The organism is Pseudomonas sp. LB3P93, assembly GCF_054898025.1.
The window spans coordinates 3,616,976-3,639,332 of record NZ_CM142713.1 but is presented as its reverse complement, the minus strand read 5'-3'; the positions used below and the strand labels follow the sequence as shown (position 1 = coordinate 3,639,332).

Annotated in this window: 21 protein-coding genes; 10 read left to right on the top strand and 11 right to left on the bottom strand. The window is 61.2% G+C overall.

Features of this window, described 5'->3' with window-relative positions; genetic code table 11:
- Positions 1–198: 198 nt before the first annotated feature.
- From lpdA to ACYZT8_RS16345, 4 genes are read right to left on the bottom strand one after another with little or no spacing between them, the layout of a single operon-like run.
- A complete protein-coding gene (gene lpdA, locus ACYZT8_RS16360) occupies positions 199–1,581 on the bottom strand; it encodes a dihydrolipoyl dehydrogenase (protein WP_461974192.1) in 1,383 nt (460 codons plus the stop codon).
- 16 nt (positions 1,582–1,597) lie between these two features.
- Entirely contained in the window at positions 1,598–2,869 is a 1,272-nt protein-coding gene (locus ACYZT8_RS16355) for a dihydrolipoamide acetyltransferase family protein (protein ID WP_461974190.1), read from the bottom strand.
- Positions 2,870–3,928 (bottom strand): alpha-ketoacid dehydrogenase subunit beta, encoded by a 1,059-nt coding sequence (locus ACYZT8_RS16350; protein ID WP_461974189.1) that lies wholly within the window; start codon positions 3,926–3,928, stop codon positions 2,870–2,872.
- 1 nt (position 3,929) lies between these two features.
- A complete protein-coding gene (locus ACYZT8_RS16345) occupies positions 3,930–5,165 on the bottom strand; it encodes a thiamine pyrophosphate-dependent enzyme (protein WP_461974187.1) in 1,236 nt (411 codons plus the stop codon).
- Positions 5,166–5,350: 185 nt separating this feature from the next.
- On the opposite strand from ACYZT8_RS16345, the gene bkdR reads away from it, so the two are divergent.
- Positions 5,351–5,839, top strand: coding sequence for a Bkd operon transcriptional regulator BkdR (gene bkdR / locus ACYZT8_RS16340; protein ID WP_025111414.1), 489 nt, complete (start codon positions 5,351–5,353; stop codon positions 5,837–5,839).
- 46 nt (positions 5,840–5,885) lie between these two features.
- Here the strand turns inward: bkdR and ACYZT8_RS16335 are convergent, their stop codons facing one another.
- Positions 5,886–6,749, bottom strand: a complete 864-nt coding sequence (locus ACYZT8_RS16335) for an MBL fold metallo-hydrolase (protein ID WP_461974184.1) — start codon at positions 6,747–6,749, stop codon at positions 5,886–5,888.
- 162 nt (positions 6,750–6,911) lie between these two features.
- On the opposite strand from ACYZT8_RS16335, the gene ACYZT8_RS16330 reads away from it, so the two are divergent.
- The 4 genes from ACYZT8_RS16330 to nahK all read left to right on the top strand — a co-directional run bounded on the left by ACYZT8_RS16330 (position 6,912) and on the right by nahK (position 13,117).
- Positions 6,912–7,718 (top strand): sulfite exporter TauE/SafE family protein, encoded by an 807-nt coding sequence (locus ACYZT8_RS16330; protein WP_461974182.1) that lies wholly within the window; start codon positions 6,912–6,914, stop codon positions 7,716–7,718.
- Positions 7,719–7,927: 209 nt separating this feature from the next.
- Complete coding sequence (locus ACYZT8_RS16325; protein WP_461974180.1) at positions 7,928–9,112, top strand: porin; 1,185 nt, start codon at positions 7,928–7,930, stop codon at positions 9,110–9,112.
- A 278-nt stretch (positions 9,113–9,390) separates the two neighbouring features.
- Positions 9,391–10,554: a nitric oxide-sensing protein NosP gene (gene nosP, locus ACYZT8_RS16320; protein WP_461974178.1), complete on the top strand. Its 1,164-nt coding sequence runs from the start codon at positions 9,391–9,393 to the stop codon at positions 10,552–10,554.
- Positions 10,523–13,117 carry a hybrid sensor histidine kinase/response regulator NahK/ErcS' gene (nahK, locus tag ACYZT8_RS16315; protein WP_461982490.1) on the top strand — a complete coding sequence of 865 codons (2,595 nt, stop codon included), beginning with the start codon at positions 10,523–10,525 and terminating at the stop codon, positions 13,115–13,117. Before nosP ends, nahK begins: the two co-directional genes overlap by 32 nt.
- Positions 13,118–13,257: 140 nt before the next feature.
- On the opposite strand, the gene ACYZT8_RS16310 is transcribed toward nahK, so the two are convergent.
- The 6 genes from ACYZT8_RS16310 to ACYZT8_RS16285 all read right to left on the bottom strand — a co-directional run bounded on the left by ACYZT8_RS16310 (position 13,258) and on the right by ACYZT8_RS16285 (position 18,482).
- Positions 13,258–13,923 (bottom strand): response regulator transcription factor, encoded by a 666-nt coding sequence (locus tag ACYZT8_RS16310; RefSeq protein ID WP_094471953.1) that lies wholly within the window; start codon positions 13,921–13,923, stop codon positions 13,258–13,260.
- Between the two features lie 56 nt (positions 13,924–13,979).
- Positions 13,980–14,537 carry a PQQ-dependent catabolism-associated CXXCW motif protein gene (locus ACYZT8_RS16305; protein ID WP_461974176.1) on the bottom strand — a complete coding sequence of 186 codons (558 nt, stop codon included), beginning with the start codon at positions 14,535–14,537 and terminating at the stop codon, positions 13,980–13,982.
- 229 nt (positions 14,538–14,766) lie between these two features.
- Positions 14,767–15,558 (bottom strand): ABC transporter permease, encoded by a 792-nt coding sequence (locus ACYZT8_RS16300; RefSeq protein WP_461974174.1) that lies wholly within the window; start codon positions 15,556–15,558, stop codon positions 14,767–14,769.
- On the bottom strand, positions 15,555–16,286 hold the full coding sequence (locus ACYZT8_RS16295; protein ID WP_461974172.1) for an ABC transporter ATP-binding protein: 732 nt from the start codon (positions 16,284–16,286) through the stop codon (positions 15,555–15,557). The genes ACYZT8_RS16300 and ACYZT8_RS16295 overlap by 4 nt, the downstream gene beginning before the upstream one ends.
- On the bottom strand, positions 16,283–17,257 hold the full coding sequence (locus ACYZT8_RS16290; RefSeq protein WP_461974170.1) for a YVTN family beta-propeller repeat protein: 975 nt from the start codon (positions 17,255–17,257) through the stop codon (positions 16,283–16,285). Before ACYZT8_RS16290 ends, ACYZT8_RS16295 begins: the two co-directional genes overlap by 4 nt.
- A 40-nt stretch (positions 17,258–17,297) precedes the next feature.
- Positions 17,298–18,482 carry an ABC transporter substrate-binding protein gene (locus ACYZT8_RS16285; RefSeq protein ID WP_461974168.1) on the bottom strand — a complete coding sequence of 395 codons (1,185 nt, stop codon included), beginning with the start codon at positions 18,480–18,482 and terminating at the stop codon, positions 17,298–17,300.
- 159 nt (positions 18,483–18,641) lie between these two features.
- Here ACYZT8_RS16285 and ACYZT8_RS16280 point away from each other — a divergent pair, with 159 nt between their 5' ends.
- From ACYZT8_RS16280 to ACYZT8_RS16260, 5 genes are all read left to right on the top strand, one after another.
- Complete coding sequence (locus tag ACYZT8_RS16280) at positions 18,642–18,764, top strand: hypothetical protein (protein ID WP_461974167.1); 123 nt, start codon at positions 18,642–18,644, stop codon at positions 18,762–18,764.
- Between the two features lie 377 nt (positions 18,765–19,141).
- On the top strand, positions 19,142–19,603 hold the full coding sequence (pedF, locus tag ACYZT8_RS16275) for a cytochrome c-550 PedF (protein WP_461974165.1): 462 nt from the start codon (positions 19,142–19,144) through the stop codon (positions 19,601–19,603).
- 3 nt (positions 19,604–19,606) lie between these two features.
- On the top strand, positions 19,607–20,482 hold the full coding sequence (locus ACYZT8_RS16270) for a substrate-binding periplasmic protein (RefSeq protein WP_461974163.1): 876 nt from the start codon (positions 19,607–19,609) through the stop codon (positions 20,480–20,482).
- Complete coding sequence (locus ACYZT8_RS16265) at positions 20,482–21,243, top strand: quinoprotein dehydrogenase-associated SoxYZ-like carrier (RefSeq protein WP_461974161.1); 762 nt, start codon at positions 20,482–20,484, stop codon at positions 21,241–21,243. The genes ACYZT8_RS16270 and ACYZT8_RS16265 overlap by 1 nt, the downstream gene beginning before the upstream one ends.
- Before the next feature lie 15 nt (positions 21,244–21,258).
- Positions 21,259–22,200 carry a quinoprotein relay system zinc metallohydrolase 1 gene (locus ACYZT8_RS16260; protein ID WP_461974159.1) on the top strand — a complete coding sequence of 314 codons (942 nt, stop codon included), beginning with the start codon at positions 21,259–21,261 and terminating at the stop codon, positions 22,198–22,200.
- The last annotated feature ends 157 nt before the right edge of the window (positions 22,201–22,357 follow it).

Genomic DNA, 22,357 nt, shown 5'->3' with positions numbered 1-22,357 from the left:
TGACGTTTTTCTGGATGGGGACAACAATACTTCATTCCGGGCCCAATTCGCAGCCCGGACTATCGGATGACAGACAGATAAATCGAGTTGACCTCAAGAAATCGCCAGCAGGCTAGCTCCCACAGGAGAACGCATTCCAAATGTGGGAGCTAGCCTGCTAGCGATGGGGCCATCTATGCCGCCATCCATTGTTCTGAATCACAGGTGCAGCGCATGCCCCAGAGCGCGCAGCGCCGCTTCCTGCACCGCCTCGCCCAGCGTCGGATGCGCATGGATGGTGCCGGCGATGTCTTCCAGCCGAGCGCCCATTTCCAGGCTCTGGCCGAACGCCGTCGACAGCTCCGACACGCCCACGCCCACCGCTTGCCAGCCGACAATCACATGATTGTCACGCCGTGCCACGACACGCACGAAGCCGCTTTTGGATTCCAGCGTCATCGCCCGGCCATTGGCCGCGAACGGGAAGCTGGAAACGATGCAGTCCAGACCTGCAGCCTTGACGTCGTCCGGGGTCTGGCCGACGACCACCAGTTCCGGGTCGGTAAAGCACACGGCGGCGATGGCGGTCGGGTTGAACTCGCGGGACTTGCCGCTGATCAGTTCGGCAACCATCTCACCCTGAGCCATGGCCCGGTGCGCGAGCATCGGTTCGCCGCTCAAGTCGCCGATGGCGTACACGTTGCGCATGCTGGTCTGGCAGCGGTTGTCGATCTTGATCGCCGAGCCGTTCATGTCCAGATTCAGTGCTTCAAGGTTCCAGCCCTGGGTGTTCGGCTTGCGACCGACGGCCACCAGCACCTGATCCGTTTCCAGGTTCAGGGTGTCGCCACCCGGCTCAAAAACTTGCAGTGTATTGCTAGCAGAATCAAAGCCTTGGACGCTGTGCTTCAAGTAAAGCTTCACGCCGAGTTTTTTCAGTTCGTCGTGTACCGGCTGGGTCAGTTCGGCATCGTAGGCCGGCAGAATGCGCTCCTGCGCCTCGACCACGCTCACATCAGCGCCAAGCTTGCGATAGGCAATCCCCAGCTCCAGACCGATGTAGCCGCCACCGACCACGACCAGCCGTTTCGGCACGGAGGTCGGCGCCAGGGCCTCGGTGGAGGAGATGATCGGCCCGCCAATCGGCAGCATCGGCAGGTTCAAGCTTTTCGAACCGGTGGCCAGCACCAGGTGTTCGCACTGGATCCGCGTGTCGCCCACATCAACGGTTTTGCCATCGATCACTTTCGCCCAGCCTTGAATGACCTGGACTTTGTTCTTTTTCAGCAGGGCCGCGACGCCGGTGGTCAGGCGATCGACAATGCCGTCCTTCCACTCGACGCTCTTGCTGATGTCGAGGGTTGGCGCGGACACGCTAATGCCCAGGGCCGAGTGTTGGCTGTGGTGTTGCGTCTGGTGGAACTGTTCAGCGACGTGAATCAACGCCTTCGACGGAATGCAGCCGATGTTCAGGCAGGTACCGCCCAGTGATTCGCCTTCCACCAGAATGGTCGAGATGCCCAGCTGGCCGGCACGAATCGCCGTCACATAACCGCCAGGGCCGCCGCCGATGATCAGCAGCGTGGTGTTCAAGGTTTGCATGCATGCTCCTCTAAAATCAGTCCACGAACAGGGTGGCGGGTTGTTCGAGCAGACCACGAACGGCCTGGATGAATTGCGCCGCGTCCATGCCATCGACCACACGGTGATCGAAGGAGCTGGAGAGGTTCATCATCTTGCGAATCACGATCTGGCCTTTGACGACCATCGGGCGTTCGACGATTTTATTGACGCCGACAATCGCCACTTCCGGCAGGTTCAGCACCGGGGTACTGACGATGCCGCCCAACGCACCAAGGCTGGTCAGGGTGATGCTCGAGCCGGACAGTTCATCGCGGGCAGCCTTGCCATTACGCGCGGCAGTGGCCAAACGGGAGATTTCCTGAGCGTTGTCCCACAGGCTGCGGGCTTCGGCGTGACGCACCACCGGCACCATCAAGCCGATGTCGGCTTGCGTGGCGATGCCCACGTGGACGGCGCCGAGGCGGGTGATGACCTGGGCTTCGTCGTCGTAACGGGCGTTGATCTGCGGGAAGTCGCGCAGGGCGACGACCAGCGCTCGGACCAGGAATGGCAGCAAGGTCAGCTTGCCGCGGGTCGCACCGTGTTTTTCGTTCAGGTGCGCGCGCAGTTCTTCCACGGCGGTCACGTCGATTTCTTCGACATAACTGAAGTGAGCGGCGCGTTGCGTGGCGTCCTGCATGCGCTGGGCAATCTTGCGGCGCATGCCGATCACCGGGATTTGTTCTTCGTCGTTACGCTGGGTGTAAGCACTGCCGACGCTCGATGCATTCGACTGGCCCTGAGCCAGATAAGCGTCGAGGTCTTCGTGCAGCACGCGACCGGCAGGGCCGGTGCCACGGACCAGGCGCAACTGGATGCCGAGGTCCAGCGCATGTTTGCGCACGGCCGGGGAGGCCAGCGGGCGTTCGTCGGCTTCGCGAGCCACCATTGGGCCTTGGCAAACGGCGGCTCGTGGCGCTGCGGCCGCGACCGGTTTGCTTGCCACCACGGCTTCAGCTTTCGGCGCTGCAACCGGCGCTTCTTTAACAGGTGCAGGCTGGGCCGACTCTTTAACGTTGCCCGCGCCTTCGACTTCGATGCTGATCAGGATGCTGCCAACCGCCATGACTTCGCCAGGCTGTCCGCCCAGCGCAATCACCTTGCCATGCACCGGCGAAGGGATGTCAACCATCGCCTTGTCGGTCATGACATCGGCCAGCACCTGATCTTCGACGACCATGTCGCCGACCTTGACGTGCCACACCGACAACTCAACTTCTGCAATGCCTTCACCAATGTCCGGCATTTTAATAACGTGCGTGCCCATTCAGACCTCCATAACCCGTTTCAAAGCCGCGCCCACACGGGACGGACCAGGGAAATACGCCCACTCTTGCGCGTGCGGGTAGGGAGTGTCCCAACCGGTGACGCGTTCGATCGGCGCTTCCAGGTGATGGAAGCAGTGCTCTTGCACCAGGGCGACCAGTTCGGCGCCGAAGCCGCACGTGCGGGTCGCTTCGTGAACGATCACGCAGCGGCCGGTTTTCTTCACCGACTTGACGATGGTCTCCAGGTCCAGCGGCCACAGGCTGCGCAGGTCGATGACTTCAGCGTCGATCCCGGTTTCTTCCGCAGCGACTTGCGAGACGTAAACGGTGGTGCCGTAGGTCAGGATGGTCACTTCTTTGCCCGGACGGGCAATGGCGGCAACGTCCAGCGGCACGGTGTAGTAACCGTCCGGGACTTGTGCGGCCGGGTGTTTCGACCACGGGGTTACCGGACGGTCGTGGTGGCCATCGAACGGGCCGTTGTACAGGCGTTTTGGCTCAAGGAAGATCACCGGGTCATCGTTTTCGATAGAGGCGATCAGCAGGCCTTTGGCGTCGTAAGGGTTGGACGGCATGACCGTGCGCAGGCCGCAGACCTGGGTGAACATTGCTTCGATACTTTGGCTGTGGGTCTGACCGCCATAGATGCCGCCGCCGCAAGGCATGCGCAGGGTCATTGGTGCGGTGAACTCGCCGGCCGAGCGATAACGCAGGCGCGCGGCTTCGGAAATGATCTGGTCCGACGCCGGGTACACGTAGTCGGCGAACTGAATCTCGGCCACCGGACGCAGACCGTAGGCGCCCATGCCCACGGCAACGCCGACAATGCCGCTTTCGGAGATCGGCGCATCGAACACCCGGGAGGTGCCGTACTTGTTCTGCAGGCCTTCGGTGCAGCGGAACACGCCGCCGAAGTAGCCCACGTCCTGGCCGAACACCACGACGTTGTCATCACGCTCAAGCATCACATCCATGGCCGAGCGCAGGGCCTGGATCATGGTCATGGTGGTCGTGGTCATGGCGGTTTCCGGCTGAATATTGTTGTTGTGATCGTTCATGTCAGATCCCCAACTCTTGACGCTGGCGCTTCAAGTGCTCCGGCATCTCTTTATAGACGTCTTCGAACATGGTCGCGGCGCTCGGAATCTGGCCACCGGCGAGGGTGCCGTACTGCTCGGCTTCTTTCTGCGCGGCAATCACTTCGGCTTCCAGTTCGGCGCTGACGGCGACGTGCTCCTCTTCGGACCACTGACCGATTTTGATCAGGTGCTGCTTCAGGCGCGCAATCGGGTCGCCCAGCGGGAAGTAGCTCCAGTCGTCGGCAGGACGGTATTTGGACGGATCATCGGAAGTGGAGTGCGGGCCGGCGCGGTAGGTGACCCATTCGATCATGGTCGGGCCGAGGTTGCGGCGAGCGCGTTCGGCAGCCCAGGCTGAGGCCGCGTAGACCGCGACGAAATCGTTGCCGTCGACCCGAAGGGAGGCAATGCCGCAACCGACGCCACGACCGGCGAACGTAGTGGCTTCACCACCGGCAATCGCCTGGAACGTCGAGATCGCCCACTGGTTGTTGACCACGTTGAGGATCACGGGCGCACGGTAAACGTGAGCGAAGGTGAGGGCGGTGTGGAAGTCGGATTCAGCGGTGGCACCGTCGCCAATCCACGCCGAGGCGATTTTGGTGTCGCCCTTGATCGCCGACGCCATGCCCCAGCCCACACCCTGTACGAATTGGGTGGCGAGGTTGCCGGAAATAGTGAAGAAGCCGAAGTCTTTGACCGAGTACATGATTGGCAGCTGACGTCCCTTGAGCGGATCGCGCTCGTTGGACAGCAGTTGGCAGATCAGGCCCACCAGCGGTACTTCGCGGGCCATCAGGATGCTTTGCTGACGGTACGTCGGGAAGCACATGTCATCGACATTCAGCGCCAGGGCCTGGCCGCTGCCGATGGCTTCTTCGCCAAGGCTCTGCATGTAGAACGACATTTTTTTCTGACGCTGGGCGACCACCATGCGGTTGTCGTAGATCCGCGTCTTGAGCATGGCGCGCATGCCTTTACGCAGGATCTCGGCGGGTACGCCTTCAGCCCATGGACCGAGGGCATTGCCCTGGTCGTCGAGCACGCGAATCAGGCCCTTGGCCAGATCAGCGGTGTCGGCCGGTTCAACGTCGATTGGGGGTTTGCGCACCGTACCGGCATCGGTCAGACGCAGGTAGGAAAAGTCGGTTTTGCAGCCAGGACGGCCCGATGGTTCGGGAACGTGCAGTTGCAGCGGTTCGTACGCTTGGTTCATGGCTTCTACGCTCGATCTTGTGAATTTCTTGTAGTGAGCTGACCGTCATTCTTCGATAAAAGAATTCTTGTCCTACAACAATCATAGGCCCGGCGCAGAAGAATATTTATCTCTGTTTCGTTGCGTTGGAGATCATTTGAGGATAAAAAATCTGCATAAACATAAAAAACAGGTGGTTTTGTCTCATGCGCAAACTGGACCGTACCGATATCGGCATTTTGAACAGCCTTCAGGAGAACGCCCGCATCACCAACGCCGACCTCGCACGCTCGGTCAACCTGTCGCCGACACCGTGCTTCAATCGGGTCAAGGCGATGGAAGAATTGGGGCTGATTCGCGAGCAAGTGACGCTGCTGGATGCCGACCTGCTGGGGCTGCACGTGAACGTGTTCATTCATGTGAGCCTGGAGAAACAGGTGGAAGAAGCGTTGCAGCATTTCGAGGAAGCGATTTCGGATCGACCGGAAGTGATGGAGTGTTACTTGATGGCGGGCGACCCGGACTATTTGATCCGGGTGCTGGTGCCGACCATTCAGTCGCTGGAGCGTTTCATGATGGACTTCCTCACCAAAGTCCCCGGCGTGGCCAACATCCGCTCAAGCTTTGCGCTCAAGCAAGTGCGCTACAAAACTGCGCTGCCATTGCCAGCCAACGGCCTGACCCTGGGGGCCTAGAGTGCTCGTTCCCACGCAGAGCGTGGGAACGATCGACAAGGGTAAGTCAGAGTTTGTTGATCGGGATTTTCAGGTAGGTCACGCCATTATCTTCCGCCGGCGGCAAATTCCCCGCCCGCACATTCACCTGAATCGCCGGCAGCAACAGCGTCGGCATACCTAACCCGGCATCACGCTGGGTGCGCATGGCGACGAAGGCCGCTTCATCGATGCCGTCATGAATGTGGATATTGCTTTTGCGCTGTTCGCCAACCGTGGTCATGCACCGGGATTCGCGGCCTTCGGGCGGGTAGTCGTGGCAGACGTAGAGCCGAACGCTGGCGGGGAAGGCCAGCAGTTTATGAATCGAGGCGAACATCTGGTTGGCGTTGCCGCCGGGGAAGTCGCAACGGGCAGTGCCCACGTCCGGCATGAACAAGGTATCGCCCGCCAGGATCACATCACCGTCGATCAAATAAGCCATGTCTGCCGGCGTGTGGCCCGGTACATGCAGGGCCGTGGCCTTGAGGTGGCCGATCATGAACGATTCGTCCGGGGCGAACAGATGGTCGAATTGCGACCCGTCGCTGTGAAACTCTGGCTCAAGGTTGAACAGGGTCTTGAACACGCCCTGCACCTTGCTGATCGACTGGCCGATGGCGATTTTGCCACCCAGCTCCCGACGCAGATACGGAGCGGCGGACAGGTGATCGGCATGGGCGTGGGTTTCCAGCAGCCATTGCACCTGCAACTTATGGTCGCGAACGAAGGCGATGATTTTATCCGCCTGGGTGGTGGCGGTGCGTCCGGCGGCGGGGTCGTAATCGAGCACCGGGTCGACGACGGCGCATTGACCACCATCACCTTGGTAGATCACGTAGCTGTAGGTCGACGAGGCAGGGTCTAGAAAAGCTTCAATCAAGGCAGGCATGGTGGCCGTTTTCTTTCAGGACAAGCCATGAGGGTAGTTTCATTTTCCCTGCGATGACCAGCCCTGCGTTAATTCATGAAGGAAAAAATCCGCACGGGCTCTATCCTGTCACTCATCGATACCGGGCGTTCCCGGCTTTTTTTCGCGGATCACGAGCGTTTTATGTTGTTGGCGAGTTTTTTTGGTGTGGTGATGGGCCTGGTCCTTGGATTGACCGGGGCAGGTGGCGGCATTCTCGCGGTGCCGGCCCTGGTGCTGGGGCTGGGTTTGACCATGACCCAGGCCGCGCCGGTGGCGTTGTTTGCGGTGGGCAGTGCGGCGGCGGTCGGGGCCATTGATGGTTTGCGCCATGGCCTGGTGCGCTATCGTGCGGCATTGCTGATCGCACTGCTGGGGGCGATTTTTTCGCCGGTCGGCATCTACTTTGCCCATCAGTTGCCGGAAAAAATCCTGATGATCCTGTTCAGTCTGCTGATGGTCATGGTGGCCTGGCGGATGCTGCGTCGTGAACGCCAGGACGAAGGGCCGAGCGACCACGGCCACGCCAACTGGGGCCAGAAGAACTGCATGCTCGATCAGCAGACCGGGCGTTTTTCCTGGACCGCGAAATGCACCGCGACCCTCGCGGCACTTGGCGCGGTGACGGGCGTGGTGTCGGGGTTGCTGGGCGTCGGTGGTGGCTTCCTGATCGTGCCTGCGTTCAAGCAACTGACGGATGTGCAGATGCGCGGCATTGTCGCCACCTCCTTGATGGTAATCAGCCTTATCTCGGCCATCGGCGTGATCGGCGCGTTTCATGCCGGGGTCAGGATTGACGCATTGGGCGTGGCGTTCATTGTCGCCAGCATCGTCGGCATGATCGTTGGCCGACACCTGTGCGCACGAGTTCCGGCCCGTGCCCTGCAAATCGGCTTCGCCAGCGTCTGTGTGGTGGTCGCCGCTTACATGCTGTTCAGGGCGGGCGTCTAGGGAGTACCGGTTCCTGTGGCCGCCGGTCTGCCGGTCAGGCGTACATCATAAGTTCCGGGTCTTGGCGCGACCCGGTCTTACACCGAATTTGCCGCGCATCACCCGCCAACCCAAAGCACTTCAAAACCGCCCCCAAGGCAGCGTATGCCGCCGCCGGTCACCTTTCGATAATCGCCTCCGACATCCAGTCCCCCGCTGCGGAGCGCGTCATGCACAACAATAAGAATTTCAAGCATCGTTACTTGCCTGCCTTTATCGCCAGCCTGTCGACCCTTGGTTTGAGTTCAATGGCCGAAGCCGAGATCGTGCTTTACGACAAGGACCAGACCACGTTCTCAACCGACGGCTACATCAACGCCTTCTACGTGAACAGCGATGTGGACCGTGCCGGCGATCAATACGACCGGCGTCAGGCACGGGTGAAAATGGGCTATCTGCCCAACTACCTGGGTTTCAACATGGGCAAACAGATCGATGACCTCAAACTCGGCGCCCGGGCTTCCTTCTGGGTGACCATCAACGACAGCCAGACCAACGGCACCGACACCGCCATCGACGTGCGGCAGTTCTACGGCACCGTGGCCAACCCGGAATGGGGCGAAGTGCTGATCGGCAAGGACTTCGGCCTGTTCGCCCGCTCCAACATTCTGCTCGATGAAATGCTCGCCGGTTACGGCCAGGTCAGCGATACCCTGGGTTTGGTGGACGGTGGCGGGGTGTCGTTCGGCAATATCGGCACGGGTTATCCGTATCCGTTCCCGACGTCGCAGATCACCTACCGCACCCCGGTGATGGAGGGGTTGCGGGTCGCCGTGGGGATTCTCGACCCGGTCGACACCAACGACAGCAGCCCATTGGGCAAGGCTTATCAGGAAAACCCGCGCACCGAGAGTGAAGTCACCTATCAGTTCGATGTGAGTGGGGCGAAGATTTACAGCTGGGTCAACGGCAGTTACCAGACCTCGGACAATACCGACTCCATCGTGCAGTCTGTCACCTCCAAAGGCGTCGGCTACGGTGTGCAGGCGAAGATGGGTGGGTTGTCGCTGACCGGATCCGGTTTCCAGGCCAAGGGCATCAACCCGTTTTTCACCAACAATGCCGGCGAACCGACCCTGCGCAACGTCGACAGCGACGGTTACTTGCTGCAGGGCTCCTACAAGCTGGGCAAAAACCGTTTGGCGTTGTCGTACGGCAAGACCAATGACGACGGAAACGGCGTGGTTGGCAGCGGTGCGGATTACGAGACACGCGGGGTGGCGCTGTTCCATGACGTCAACGACAACCTCAAGCTTGTGGCCGAGTACAACCAGTTCGAAATCAACGGCCACGACACCAGCGCCCAGAACGAAGACACCGACACCTTTGCGGTGGGGGCGGTGTTGAACTGGTAATAGAGTCGATCTGTGAACCCTTCCCCTGTGGCGAGGGAGCTTGCTCCCGCTGGACCGCGAAGCGGTCCCGATTCTGGTCGCGCATCGGCCATTTTGGGGGACTGCTGCGCAGTCCAGCGGGAGCAAGCTCCCTCGCCACAAAAGCATCAGCCATCAAGCACCCAATTCGCCGGCTCTCATCCCATCGAAGCGCCTGACCGCTACCCAAGTAGCATACGTCGCCGCCCGCAAGCTTCGTACACTCGTGCCTCATACACGCGCACCTGCGGGGGGCGACCATGCAGCAGGTCCAGAGTGAAGGGGTGGTCAGTGGCATGTCCCAGGCGACCGATGCCCAACAAGTGGCTCAGGAACTCGCGCGTCAGCTATTGCACCCGCATCTGGGCTTCGTGCTGTTCTTCTGTTCCGCCGAGTACGACTTGCAGGCGCTGGGCCAGGCCTTGCAACAGAGCTTCGGCGGGATTCGCCTGGTGGGTTGCACCAGCGCCGGGGAAATCACCCCGTTGGGCTACGGTCGCAACTGCGTGACGGCGGTCGGTTTCGATCATCGGCATTTTTCCATCGACGCCGAACTGATCTGCGAGATGGAGCGCTTCAGCCTGATCGACGCCCAGCAAATGGTCGAGCGCCTGGTCAGTGGCTGTCGCAGCAACACGCTCGCGCCGATCAAGGGCAACAGCTTTGCCCTGACCTTGCTCGATGGTCTGTCCAGCCGTGAAGAAATGGTCCTCGCCGCCTTGAGCGCAGCTTTGGGCGACATCCCGCATTTCGGCGGTTCGGCCGGCGACGACAACTACCTGACCCACACCCACGTCTATTTTGGCGGCGAGTTTCACAGCGGCGCGGCTGTAGTGGTGCTGGTCAATACCTGGCTGGATTTCGAGGTGTTCACCACTCACCACATCTTGCCGAGGGCCGAGAAACTGGTGGTCACCGGGGCCGACAGCGCCTCGCGCCGGGTTTTTGAACTCAATGCCGAGCCCGCTGCCGAGGAGTACGCCCGACACATCGGCGTGCCCGTGGCCGAGCTTGATCACCGGGTCTTCGCCGCGCACCCGTTGGCCGTGCGGATCAACGATCAGTATTACGTGCGGGCAATCCAGCAGGTTCATCCGGACCTGAGCCTGAGTTTTTACTGTGCGGTGGAAAACGGCATCGTCCTCACCGTCATGACCCCCGGGCCGATGCTGCCGAACCTGCAAACCTTGTTTGAAGGCTTGCAGGCGCGTCTTGGCGACCTACTGCTGACCATCGGCTGCGACTGCTTTCTCAGGCGTCTGGAACTGGAAGACGGCGGCAGCCTGGAGCAGATCGGAACGTTTTTGCGCGACCAACGGGTGATGGGTTTCAACACCTACGGAGAACAGTTCAATGGCATGCACATCAACCAGACCTTCACCGGCGTTGCCATTGCCCGAGGCCGGTCCCCTGGACATCGTTGAGCTCCAGGCACAGCTCGCCAGCCTGCGCCACGACAATCAAAAGCTGCAGCGCATCAATGGCGCGCTGATCGAGCGGATCGAATCCGGCATTACTCGCGGCAACGACCCGTACGCGGCCTTCCAGCATTCGGTGGTGCTGGCCGAACAGGTGCGTGAGCGCACCGACGCCTTGAATCAGGCCATGGCCGAACTCAAGTCGGGCAATCACTTGCTCAGCGAAGCGCGCCTGCGCGCGGAAACCGCCCACCAACATTTGATCGATGCCATCGAGAGCATTTCCGACGCCTTTGTGCTGTTCGATGCCGACCAGCGCATCGTCTTGTTCAACAGCCGTTTCAAGGCGTTCTGGAGCAACAGCCGGGTGCGCATCAATGCGGGCATGCGCCTGGCCGAGGTCAAGCGCCTGATGAGTGCCACCGGACTGTTCACTGAAGAACCGCGCGGGCATGCCGACGAAAACCTGTTTTATCGCCTGCAGAATGGCCGCTGGTTGCAAGTCAGCGAACGGCCGACCCAAGAAGGCGGGCGGGTGATCCTGTTCACCGACATTACCGACGTCAAACTCAGCGAAACCGTGCGCCGCGAACAGGCGGTGGCGCAGAAGTCGCACTTGCTGCAGCGGGCGGTCGACAACCTGTCCCAAGGCGTGGCCATGGTCAATGCCGAAGGCATTCTGGAACTGTGGAACCGGCGTTTCCTCGAACTCAGCGGGCTGGCCCCGGTGGCGGCCCATCGGCCGTTTGCCGAAGTGATCGCCGACAGCGAATTGAACCTGCTGACCCCGGCCAGCCGCGATGCCAACGGGCGGCACGTGCAGGAATCAGAGCAGCGCCTCTACGATGGCCGTGTGCTGGAAATCCGCACCCATCCGTTGCCCACCGGCGGCTTCGTCAACACTTTCACTGACATCACCGAACGTTATCAGCATGCCGAAGCGTTGAGCGAAAGCGAGCGCTGGATTCGCCTGATCACTGACCATGTGCCGGCGCTGATTGCCTACCTCAATGCCGATCTGGTCTACGAGTTCACCAACAAGGTCTACGAAGAATGGTACTGCTGGCCGCGCGGCGTGATGCTCGGGCAGAGCCTGCGCGAAGTCCACAGCGAGCAGCATTACCAGCGCCTCGAAGCCTATGTGGCCCGGGCCCTGGCCGGTGAGAGCGTGACGTTCGAGTTCGCCGAAACCAACATCAATAATCAGGAGCGCTACATGCTGCGTTCCTACGTGCCCAATCGCCTGGCCACCGGTGAAGTGGTGGGGATCTTTGTGTTGATCCGCGACATCACCGAGCGTCGTCGCACGGCCGAGGCGCTGCATCAGGCTTATCAGAATCTCGAGTTGCGAGTGCGCGAACGCACCACCGAACTGACCACCCTCAATGACCAACTGCTGCGCGAAATCGACGAGCGTCGGCGCGTCGAATCGCGCTTGCGCGAGGCCAAACTTGAGGCCGAGCAGGCCAACCTGTCGAAAACCAAGTTTCTCGCCGCCGTGAGCCACGATTTGCTGCAACCGCTGAACGCTGCGCGACTGTTTACCAGCGCTTTGCTGGAACGCCGCGAGCCGGTGGCCAATGCGATTTTGGTGCGCAATGTCAGCAATTCGCTGGAAGACGTGGAAAACCTGCTGGGCACGCTGGTGGACATTTCCAAGCTGGATGCCGGGGTGATCAAGGCTGACATTGCACCGTTCGCCCTGAGCGAGCTGCTGGAAAACCTCGCGGCCGAATACACCCAAGTGGCCCGCAGTGAAGGGCTTGAGCTGCATTTCATCCCGTGTTCGGCGTTGGTGCGCAGTGACATCCAGTTGCTCGCGCGGATCCTGCGCAATCTGCTGAGCAACGCCATTCGTTACACCTACAGCGGTCGTGTGGTGCTCGGGTGTCGGCGTCATCATCAGCGGTTGACCATCGAGGTGTGGGACAGCGGCATGGGCATTGCCGAAAATCGGCTGGAAGAGATTTTCCAGGAGTTCAAGCGCGGTGACGTGCAGCGTCCCGATCAGGATCGCGGGTTGGGTCTGGGGCTGGCGATTGTCGAGAAGATTGCCGGGATCCTCGGCCACCGGATTCACGTGCGTTCGTGGCCGGGCAAGGGCTCGATGTTTTCCGTCGAGGTGCCATTGAGCGCCACCGCTCCCACGGCTCAACCGGCACTTCTTATGAGTGAGCCGATGCTGGAACGTCTGCGCGGCGCGCGGGTGTGGGTGCTGGATAACGACGCGGCGATTTGCGCCGGTATGCGCACGCTGCTTGAAGGGTGGGGATGTCGGGTGGTCACGGCACTGTCGGAGCAGGACCTGGCGCGGCAGGTGGACAATTATCATGAAGAAGCCGACTTGCTGATCGCCGACTATCACCTGGACGATGATCAGAACGGCGTCGATGCCGTGGCCCGGATCAACGCCCGCCGCGGTTCAGCGATCCCGGCGATGATGATTACCGCCAACTACAGCAACGAGCTCAAGCAGCAGATTCGTGAACTGGGGCATACGTTGATGCATAAGCCGGTAAGGCCGATGAAACTCAAGACGGCGATGAGTCATTTGCTCGGCAGGCCTTGAGGTGATCGTTCCCACGCTCCGCGTGGGAATGCAGCCCGGGACGCTCTGCGTCCCTTCCAGAGTCGAACGCGGAGCGTCCGGTGAGGCATTCCCACGCAGACGGTTCGACGCCTCGACGTGGGAACGATCATCACGCGGCCTCAACGCCGTAAGTAAGAGCCGAAATCAATATCCCCGGCACTCAATATCGCCTGCACCCGATTGTGCACGTTGAGTTTGCGCAGGATCGCCGAGACATGCGCCTTGACCGTGGTTTCGGCGATTTCCAGGGTGTAGGCGATCTGCTTGTTCGATTCACCCTTGGTCATGCGTTCGAGCACCAGCAACTGCTTGCGGGTCAGGGCCTGGAGCAGTTCCGGCGGGAAGCTCGGGTTGTCATTCATGCGTCGGTGGGTGCCGCATTTTTGCGTGCGGATGATGTCCGGCGGCAGGTACACATTGCCATTGAGAATTTGCTGGATAGCCTCGGTCATCTGCACCCTTGGCGAGGATTTGGTGATGAAACCCACCGCGCCATAAGTGATGGCTTGCAGCACGATCTGTTTGTCCTGCTCGGCCGAGACGATCACCACCGGAATGGTCGGCGCCTCGTTGCGCAGGTTGATCAGGCCGTTGAGGCCGTGCATGCCGGGCATGTTCAGGTCGAGCAGGATCAGGTCCAGGTCGTCATGTTCCTGAGTCAGCAGCAGGGCGCTGTCGAGGTCGGCGGTTTCCATCACCTCGCTGCCCGGAAAACCGTCGCTGATGACGTTATGGATGGCTTCGCGAAACAGCGGGTGATCGTCGGCAATCAGAATTTTGTACATAGCCTTTCACCTCATTATTTTCATTATGGTGTGGCAACAACACATACGCGTAAAGGTCAGGGGAAGGGCTCGGGCCGGGCCGGTTCAACGGGCAGGTTCGCGGCTTGCCAGGCGTCCAGGCCGTCGCGATACCAATACAGTGTTTTATAGCCTATGGCGGCGGCGCGTTTGACCGCATTCCAGCTCAGCCAGCAGTCGGAGCGGCAGTAGAAGACCAGCGGTTGCGCGAGGTCGCCTGCGGTCAATGTGTTCAGGTTACGCGCAAAATAGCCCTGCCAGTCAGGTGTCAGGTCGCCGTCCCCGGTATTGGCCAGCCAATGGCTGCCGGGCAGGTTCTCGTGGGGCTGATCTTCGATGAATTGTCCTTGCAGCCATTGGCGGCGGTAGACGTCGATCAGCACCGGGCGCGGTGTCTGGGTGAGCAGGGTTTGCAGGGCAGCGGTGTCGATGATGGCCGCACCTTCAAGCTGGTTCGGCGTCGGGCTGCGGTAGAGGCCGATGCGATAACCGTCGGCGGAGAACAGCGGTGTGTCGGCGTGCGCGACGCTCAGCAACAGGCTCAGCGACAGCGCAGCGAGAGAAGGGCGCAACAGACGACGTTGGGCACGCGGCATGGGGTTCAATCCTTATAGTTATGAACCCATTACATGCCAGTCTCGGTGCATTGGGAATGCGACGATAGACAGGGAAACCAGTACTAAAGTAGTAATTTCCCTTGAATTGATCGTTCCCACGCTCCGCGTGGGAATGCAGCCCGGGACGCTCCGCGTCCCAAAGCGGACGCGGAGCGTCCGGTGAGGCATTCCCACGCAGAGCGTGGGAACGATCAGGGTCACAGGGGTGTTAGCTGGTTTTACGCAGGGCGGCGTGTTGCGGGTTGAAGGTGAGTACGGCCAGAAGGGCGAATACCAGGGTCAGCCCGGCGCACACTGCCAGTGCCAGCGGATTGAAGCGCTCATACAAGGCAAACCGCACCAACTCCACCGCATGGGTAAACGGGTTCAACGCGCACAGCCAGTACAACCACTCGCTGGACTCGCGCATCTTCCACAGCGGATACAACGCCGACGACAGGAAGAACAGCGGGAAAATCACGAAATTCATCACCCCGGCAAAGTTCTCCAGCTGGCGGATCGCATTGGACAGCAGCAGGCCCAACGCGCTGAGCATCAACGCCACCAGCAACAACGCCGGTAAGGCGATCAACAAACCCATGGCCGGCGGCTGCACGCCATACACCCAGGCAATCGCCAGAAAGGCGTACACCTGCAACAGCGAAATCAGCGAAGTGGCCAACAGTTTGCTGCACAACAGGAAAGTCCGGGGCAGGGGACTGGTCAGCAGCACGCGCATGCTACCCATCTCCCGGTCGTAGACCATCGACAGCGAACCTTGCATGCCGTTGAACAGCAGGATCATGCAGGCCAGTCCCGGGATGATGTAGACCTCATAGGGAATGTAAGTGTCGTAGGGCTCGATGATCGCGATCCCGAGGGCCGCGCGAAACCCGGCCGCGAACACCAGCAACCACAGCAGCGGGCGCACCAGCGCACTGAGAAACCGCGTGCGTTGCAGCACAAAGCGCAGCCATTCGCGCAGCACGATGCCGCTGAAACATTGCCAATAAGCAGTCATTGGGCGGCTCCTGATGTGGTCAGACGGGAGAAGGCCGAACCAAGGTCGCCGCCATGTTCCTGGCTCAAGGCATCAGCTTGCCCGCTGGCGACCAGGCGTCCCTGATGGAGAATCAGCAAGTCGTCACTCGGCTGCACTTCATCCAGCAAATGGGTAGTCCAGAGCACGCTGATGTTCTGCTCGCGGCACAGACCGCGAATGTGTTGATTGAGCGCCAGGCGGCTGGCCGGGTCGAGGCCGACGCTGGCCTCGTCGAGCAGCAACAGCCGTGGCTCATGCAGCAAGGCGCGGGCGATTTCCACCCGGCGACGGTGACCGCCATTGAGTTCGCGCACCCGCTCGCGACGGCGTTCGGTCAAGGCCTGGCGCGCCAGTTCGGCGTCGACTCGCAGGCCGGTCTGGCGCCGGGACATGCCGTGCAGCGCGGCGTGATAGCGCAGGTTCTGCTCGATGCTGAGGTCCAGGTCCAGCGTGCTTTGCTGAAACACCACGCCCAGTTGCTTGAGTGCCGGGCGCGCCGCATTACGCAACGAACAACCACCGACCCTGATGTCACCACGCTGCACATCATAGAGCCGGGTCAACAACGCAATCAGCGTCGATTTCCCCGCACCATTCGGCCCCAGCAACGCTGCAAATCGCCCCGGCGCCAGGCTGAAACTCACCTGCCGCAATGCCTCCCGCGCACCATAGGAAAAACTCAGCTCGCTGACTTCCAGTGCGTTCATGGCGTCACCACCACGCCCCACGGATAGCGCCCGACCTTCACCGACTTGGTGACCTTGAGGCTGTCGACATCAATCACCGACACATCGCCGCTGACGCCGTTGGTGGCCAGCAGCTGCTTCTGATCCGGGGTAAATGACATTTGCCAGACGCGCCGGCCGACCAGCAGGTAATCAAGCACTTCAAAGGTCTTGGCATCGACCACCGCCACATGGTTGGCCGGACCGAGGGCGACGAAACCGTACTTGCCATCGGCGCTGAGCTTGATCCCCACCGGCTGGACCTTGTCCGGGTGCACGCCCTTGATCTGGAAGGTCAGGGTCTTGAGGACCTGTCGGGTGGCGACGTCGAGAATGGTCACCGTGCCGCCGATTTCCGCCGAGGCCCAGAGCTTGGAACCATCCGGCGCGAACTCGACGAAACGCGGCCGCTGATCGACCAGGGTGCTGTCGGCCAGGGTCTGGGTGCTGGTGTCGATCCAGTGCAGCATGTTCGTGGTTTCGCTGGTGTTCACCGCCCACTTGCCATCGGGGCTGACGGCCATGCCTTCGGGTTCCACGCCGACGCTGATCTGGCTCAGCACCTTGGAGGTTTCGGTGTCGATCACCGTCACCAGCGCATCGTCTTCGTTGGAAACGTATAGCCAGCGATTATTGGGGTGCAGGGCGAACTGCTCGGGATCTTTGCCCGAGGGCAGTTCCTTGATGATCTTGCGCGTGGCGACGTCCATCACCTGGACCCGGTCCGAGTCGCTGGCGCAGATGTACAGCAGCTTGTTGTCGTGGGACAGCAGCAAGCCGCGCGGGCGCTGACCGACGGGCAGGGTGTCGGTAACTTGCAGGGTCTGCAGGTCGATCAGGCTCAGGCTGTTGTCTTTTTCGTTGGAGACCCAGGCGGTGCTGGCCGCGGCGTGCCCGGCGGCGAGCAGCAGGGCCCAGAAAAGTAGGGAGCGGCAAAGCAGGGGGCGGCGCATGGCGGATTCCTTTTTTTGTTGTCGTTGTCTGGAGGCGATATCAGGGAAAGCTGCAAGTGACCTCGGGCTTGTCGTAGCCGAGGCTGTCCATTTCGTTGAAGGGGTGCAGGAAACCGTCCTGCGGCGAGGTGCTGACCAGCGCTCGGGGTTGGACGATAGGAATCGGTTGGCGCAACTGGCCGTTCCACGGGCGATAACTGAGCTTGCGACCCTTGAAGCCATCCAGCGGCAATTGATCGCTGATTTCCAGCGCACGGATCGCCATCGGATCGACCTGACGCAGTTTGCTCACCGCACTGGCGATGCTGCGCACGGCGATCCAGGCGGCGAAATCACGGTCATTCATCCAGCGCCCGGCCAGGGCTTCGAAGCGCTTCTGCAATTGGGCGGCGCCGTAGGTTTCCACGGTTTTGTGCCAGCCCACCGGGGTCAGGCCCTGGGTGCCGGCGACCGGCCGTGGGTACCAGGTCTGGTACGGCACGTATTCGCCGAAATCACCGCGTTCATCGGCGACCAGCACCACGTCGTACTCGGCAGTCTGGGTGAACAGCGGCATGTCGGCCTGGGCGCTACGACGTTGGTCGTTATCGAAGCTCCAGGCTTTTTCCGCCACCAGCTTCAAGCCGAAGCGTTTGGCGGCGCGGCGCAGGGCGGCGGCATAGGCCTGATCGTCCGGGGTCGGGCCGACGATCAGCAGCGCCCGTTGCCATTTACGCACCACCAGAAACTGCGCCAGGGCATCGGCGAGCATCGCCCGGCTCGGCAAACTGTGCAGCACGTTCGGCAGGCAATCGGTGGTGCGCAAACTGTCATCCGGGCTGCCGGCGTTGAACAGCAAGCTGTCGGGCAGCACGGCGCTGAGCCGGCGCAGACTCTCCACCGGTGCATTCACCACAAACAGGCGCAGACCCTGTGCATGCTGGGCCTTGGCCGCTTCGATCAGGGCCTCCGGGCTGTCGGCATTGACGTTGACCAGGCTGTAACTCTGGCTGAGAAAACGCCCGGTACTGTTGCTGTCGGTGATCGCCAATTCAGCGCCGCGAAGTCCGGCATCGACCGGTTCGGGAATGACGTTCGAAAGCAGCGGGCCGGGGTCGGGTCGATAGCCCAGGTAGCCGATCTGCACCTGCAACGGCGCGTCTGCGGCCTGGCTCTGAGTCGCCAGCCCGGAGGCGCAGGCAATCGCCAGCAGGTAGATCAGGGCGTAAGGGGCAAGCTGGCGCATAAAGGCACTCCATTACAGGTAGCGCCAGCATAGGAAGCCTGCGCGGCAGAATGAAATATGCAGAAAGTACCAGTCAGGCAGTACCAAGGTAGTAGCTCGCCCGGGACGGCGCGGTTTTAGCATGGGCTGTAACGGCCATCACATTGGAGGAGATCGACCATGCGAATTCTCAAGGCGCTGCTCCTGCCGTTGCTGTTGATCCTGACCCTGATCGGCGTCGACAAGCTCCATGGCCCGCGTCCCGGGCCGTTGTCGGTCTTGCCCGCGCCTGCGGGGCGCTAGGCGTGTCGGCCCTGTGGCGGATCAATTTCTGGGTTTGCGGATGATCGTTCCCACGTCGAGGCGTCGAACCGTCTGCGTGGGAATGCATCAGCGGACGCTCCGCGTTCGGCTCTGGAAGGGACGCGGAGCGTCCCGGGCTGCATTCCCACGCAGAGCGTGGGAACGATCAGTCGTGGTCAATTCGCGGGATGGAATCGACGAAGTCTGCCGGGAAGACTTCCCGAACGGCACCTGATTTGGGTGTGCGCCACAAGCCCTACTACCAAGGGACTAGACGGCGGCCACCAAAGCAGCATGGGGATTGTGCGAAGCCGTTCCTAAGATGGGTGCCATAGCCTCTTCAAAGAGGTTTTGCGTGCAATCTCGAGGGCATAACAATGACAACAAAACGCAACGCCTTGCTCGTTGCCGGACTGCTGGCCGGTTTTATCAGTGCAGGCTCCGTCTGGGCCCACGGTAACGTGGTGCCGCAGGCGATCGAAACCAACGGGCTGACCCCGATCAAGGACGCCGGCGTGCAGGTGGATGCCGATGGTTGGGCAGCGGTGAACCCGTATCGCACCTCTGCGGAACGCGATAAGGCCGTGGAAATCGGCTCGTCGGCGTACAACCAGAACTGCGCGGCCTGTCATGGTCTGGAAGCCAAATCCGGCGGCATCGCCCCCGATTTGCGCATGCTCGATGTCGCTGAGGCGGGTGATGAATGGTTCGTCGAACGCGTGCGCCACGGTGCCGTGCGGGACGGTCGGGTCTACATGCCGAAGATGGCCGATTACCTGAGTCAGGAAGCCCTGTGGGCCGTGCGCACTTACCTGGACAGCGTCCACGTCGAGGAGTAACCCATGCGCCTGCTCGCTGTGTTGATCAGCGCTGTGTTGCTGTGCTGCCAGGCAGTGCAGGCGCAGGTCCGTACCTATGACGAAATGATCGCCGCCGGGGAGCTGAAAGTGGCGGTCTACAAGGATTTCGCCCCCTACAGTTTCGAAGACGCCGGCCAGGCCCGAGGGGTGGATGTCGAGCTCGCCGAGGCGTTGGCCAAGGCCCTCGGCGTGCACCTGACTTTGATCTGGGCACCCGCCGGCGAGAAGCTTGATGACGACCTGCGCGATTACATCTGGCGTGCCAGTCAGCTGCACGATCTGCGATTGGCCGACCTGATGATGCGCGTACCCTACGACCGCGATTACGCGCAAAAACGCAATGAACTGGGTGAGCTGGAAAACGGCCATGTGGTGATGTTCGGGCCGTACCAGAACGAACAGTGGCAGGTCGCTTATGATCGCCGCCGTCTGGAATCAGTGGGCAGCGTCGCGGTGTTCGAACATCACCCGATCGGCGTCGAAGTCGACAGCGTGCCGTCGTTCTACCTGACCTCGGTGTTCAACGGCATGCTCGCCGGCAAAACCCATCACTATCCCGGTGTGCCTCAAGCCTTCGCGGCGATGAAGGCCGGTGAGGTCGACGCGGTCATGGCGATGCGTGGCGAGATCGACTGGCAAGTTCACGAAGCCAACGATCCACAAGTGGCGCTGGCGGAAAACGCCTACCCGAACATGGGCAAGCAGCTCTGGGAGATCGGCATGGCGGTGCATGAAAGCAACCGTCAACTGGCCTATGCCGTGGAAGAGGCGCTGGAGGCCTTGATTCGCGAGGGGGCGGTCAAAACCATTTATGGTCATTACGGCCTGCGCTATGACGTGCCCGAGATGTATCAGTAGTGAACTGGCGAGCGAGTTGTCTGTTGCTCTGCTGGTTACCCTTGGCGGTGCACGCGGCCGACATCGAGCCGGGCAAAGACCCGGTGCCCTCGGTGATGTGGGCCTTCTACCACAAGCAGATGCTCGGCGATGCACCGTTCGTGTTCGATGACCGGGTCAAGCTGCTGGCACCGCCGTTTGCCGAAGACGCCCGGCAGGTGCCGCTGGAAATCGACGCCCGGGCGTTCAAGGGCGAGGTGGTGAAAATCCTTGCCTGGGCTGAACTCAATCCGTTGCCGAAAATCGTCGACTTCGAACCGCTGGATCGCGTTTTGCCGTGGCTGTCGATCCGTATCCGTATCGAGCAAGCCACGCCGTTGCGTGCGGCGGTGCTGACCCGTGATGGGCTGTGGCATGTCGGCTCGACCCTGATTGATGCGGCGGGCGGCGGTTGCACGGCACCGAGTGTGGTGCGTACGCAGCCGGGCTGGGAAGACCACATCGGCGAGGTGCTGGGCGGTCGTTATCCCCGTGGCGAGTTCAGCCGTGTGCGCTTGCAAGTGGCACACCCGATGGACAACGGCATGGTCAGCGGCATCCCCGAATTCTTTATCAACCATGCCGAGCTGCGGGACCAAAACGATCAGCTGCTGGCCCGACTCGAGCTGTTTCCCGCCGTCAGCGAAAACCCCAACCTGGCCTTCGACATCGAAGGGGCAGGGCAGACGCGCCTGTTGCTGCGCGACAACAGCGGCAATCAATTCGATGCGGCCATACCCTGACCCAAGGAGCGCGTGATGCGCTGGATGCTGCTGTTGTTTATGAGTCTGAGCCTGCCGGCCCTGGCCGACCTCGACTACGTACTCAAACTTCGGCAAATCGCCGAAGACACCTGGCTGCTGGAAGGCAGCACAGATAATTTTGCCAAGGTAAATGGCGGCAACATCGTCAATACCGCGTTCATCGTCACCGAACGTGGCGTGGTGGTGATCGACACCGGGCCGTCGAAACGCTACGGCGAAGCGATGCGCAAAGCCATTGCCACGGTCACCGATAAACCGGTGATCCAGGTGCTGCTGACCCATCACCATCCCGACCATGTGCTGGGCAACCAGGCCTTCAGCGACGTGCCGATCGGTGCGTTGGCCGGCACCACCGAGCTGTTGCATCAGCAGGGCGATGCCATGGCCGAAAACATGTATCGGCTGGTGGGGGACTGGATGCGTGGCACCGAGGTGCTGCTGCCGACCGAAACGCTGACGCCCGGCGTACACAGTTTTGGGAATCACGATCTGCGCCTGCTGAGCCTGGGTGGGCACACCGGCGCGGATCTGGCTGTTCTCGACCAGAAAACCGGCGTGCTGTTTGCCGGGGACCTGGTGTTTTATCAACGGGCGCTGACCACGCCCAACAGTCCGGGGCTGTCGGTGTGGCTGGCGGACATTGCGACCCTGCAGGGCTTGCCGTGGACGCTTATCGTTCCCGGTCATGGGCCGGTGGCTACGGACACGAAACCGTTCGAGCAAATGCGCGACTACCTCGGCTGGCTCGATCAGCTCATGCGCGACGGCGCCGCCAATGGCAGCGACATGGGCGAGATGATCCGCAGCCCGATTCCCGAACGTTTCGCCGGGATCAGCCTGAGTCGCTACGAGCTGATCCGCAGCGTCAGCCATCTGTATCCCCGCTACGAGCGCACACAAATGACCCGAGTCGATTCCGCTGCGGACACGAAATGATCGTTCCCACGCTCCGCGTGGGAATGCAGCCCGGGACGCTCCGCGTCCCATTCAGAGCCGAACGCGGAGCGTCCGTTGAGGCATTCCCACGCAGAGCGTGGGAACGATCCGCTCAAGGGACCCGGTACTAAGGAACTAGCAATCTCAGCACTGCGGG

Bases quoted from the DNA above. Each gene is read 5' to 3' on its own strand.
- lpdA (WP_461974192.1), bottom strand. From the start codon at position 1,581: ATGCAAACCTTGAACACCACGCTGCTGATCATCGGCGGCGGCCCTGGC.
- ACYZT8_RS16355 (WP_461974190.1), bottom strand. From the start codon at position 2,869: ATGGGCACGCACGTTATTAAAATGCCGGACATTGGTGAAGGCATTGCA.
- ACYZT8_RS16350 (WP_461974189.1), bottom strand. From the start codon at position 3,928: ATGAACGATCACAACAACAATATTCAGCCGGAAACCGCCATGACCACG.
- ACYZT8_RS16345 (WP_461974187.1), bottom strand. From the start codon at position 5,165: ATGAACCAAGCGTACGAACCGCTGCAACTGCACGTTCCCGAACCATCG.
- bkdR (WP_025111414.1), top strand. From the start codon at position 5,351: ATGCGCAAACTGGACCGTACCGATATCGGCATTTTGAACAGCCTTCAG.
- ACYZT8_RS16335 (WP_461974184.1), bottom strand. From the start codon at position 6,749: ATGCCTGCCTTGATTGAAGCTTTTCTAGACCCTGCCTCGTCGACCTAC.
- ACYZT8_RS16330 (WP_461974182.1), top strand. From the start codon at position 6,912: ATGTTGTTGGCGAGTTTTTTTGGTGTGGTGATGGGCCTGGTCCTTGGA.
- ACYZT8_RS16325 (WP_461974180.1), top strand. From the start codon at position 7,928: ATGCACAACAATAAGAATTTCAAGCATCGTTACTTGCCTGCCTTTATC.
- nosP (WP_461974178.1), top strand. From the start codon at position 9,391: ATGCAGCAGGTCCAGAGTGAAGGGGTGGTCAGTGGCATGTCCCAGGCG.
- ACYZT8_RS16310 (WP_094471953.1), bottom strand. From the start codon at position 13,923: ATGTACAAAATTCTGATTGCCGACGATCACCCGCTGTTTCGCGAAGCC.
- ACYZT8_RS16305 (WP_461974176.1), bottom strand. From the start codon at position 14,537: ATGCCGCGTGCCCAACGTCGTCTGTTGCGCCCTTCTCTCGCTGCGCTG.
- ACYZT8_RS16300 (WP_461974174.1), bottom strand. From the start codon at position 15,558: ATGACTGCTTATTGGCAATGTTTCAGCGGCATCGTGCTGCGCGAATGG.
- ACYZT8_RS16295 (WP_461974172.1), bottom strand. From the start codon at position 16,286: ATGAACGCACTGGAAGTCAGCGAGCTGAGTTTTTCCTATGGTGCGCGG.
- ACYZT8_RS16290 (WP_461974170.1), bottom strand. From the start codon at position 17,257: ATGCGCCGCCCCCTGCTTTGCCGCTCCCTACTTTTCTGGGCCCTGCTG.
- ACYZT8_RS16285 (WP_461974168.1), bottom strand. From the start codon at position 18,482: ATGCGCCAGCTTGCCCCTTACGCCCTGATCTACCTGCTGGCGATTGCC.
- ACYZT8_RS16280 (WP_461974167.1), top strand. From the start codon at position 18,642: ATGCGAATTCTCAAGGCGCTGCTCCTGCCGTTGCTGTTGATCCTGACC.
- pedF (WP_461974165.1), top strand. From the start codon at position 19,142: ATGACAACAAAACGCAACGCCTTGCTCGTTGCCGGACTGCTGGCCGGT.
- ACYZT8_RS16270 (WP_461974163.1), top strand. From the start codon at position 19,607: ATGCGCCTGCTCGCTGTGTTGATCAGCGCTGTGTTGCTGTGCTGCCAG.
- ACYZT8_RS16260 (WP_461974159.1), top strand. From the start codon at position 21,259: ATGCGCTGGATGCTGCTGTTGTTTATGAGTCTGAGCCTGCCGGCCCTG.